Source organism: Kribbella ginsengisoli (assembly GCF_039537185.1).
GTDB classification, from domain to species: domain Bacteria; phylum Actinomycetota; class Actinomycetes; order Propionibacteriales; family Kribbellaceae; genus Kribbella; species Kribbella koreensis.
The window spans coordinates 1-615 of sequence record NZ_BAABAA010000051.1; the positions used below are offsets into that span (position 1 = coordinate 1).

Consider the following 615-nt stretch of genomic DNA (forward strand, 5'->3'; position numbering starts at 1 on the left):
CGTCCAAAGAGGCGTGCGAGAGGCACGGCGACCTCAACAGAGTCATCCACGGATAGACGACCGAGGATCAGTGGGGTGTTGCGATCGGCGGCTCCGCCTTGAAGAACTGACAGGATTGCTTCGGCGCTTGCCGCATAAACGGGGTCGCCAACTTTCGGATACCTCAAGATGCCGCGAGTCGCCTTGCCGTCGAGGGGAAGAGTAGACAGGAGCTGAATCCGCCCCTCGACAGCCACCCGGTGATCTTGCTGTGTGAGCGTATCGAGATTGTTGGTCGTCGATCCAACTCGAAGAAGACGCCCAAATGCGGCCGTGCCACCGACGTCAATGACGACGAACTCGCCAACTTCACCGCGCCCCAAATACTCACCGAAGTGCGAGCGTGGGAGTTTTGTCGCGGCACTGAAGGTGACGTCAGCAAAGGATCCCTCCACCTGGTAGATCACGCCGACCTGGCGTTCAGGGGTGAAAGGATGGAGCTTCATCGATTGCCTCCCATCCGGCGTGGAGAAACACGCTCGTCGTGGGCGTCTCGCTCCTCCTGAGGAGGTGTGTCGGGTAGGCGCTGCACCAAGTCATCGAAGGTCCCCGTGAACATGCTCAGCTTGTCCACGG

Annotated in this window: 1 protein-coding gene; it reads right to left on the reverse strand. The window is 60.0% G+C overall.

The annotated features are described in order from the left end of the window. The coding region (locus ABD768_RS43005) for a hypothetical protein (protein ID WP_344850769.1) at positions 1–485 on the reverse strand (485 nt) is incomplete at its 3' end. Positions 486–615: the final 130 nt, after the last annotated feature.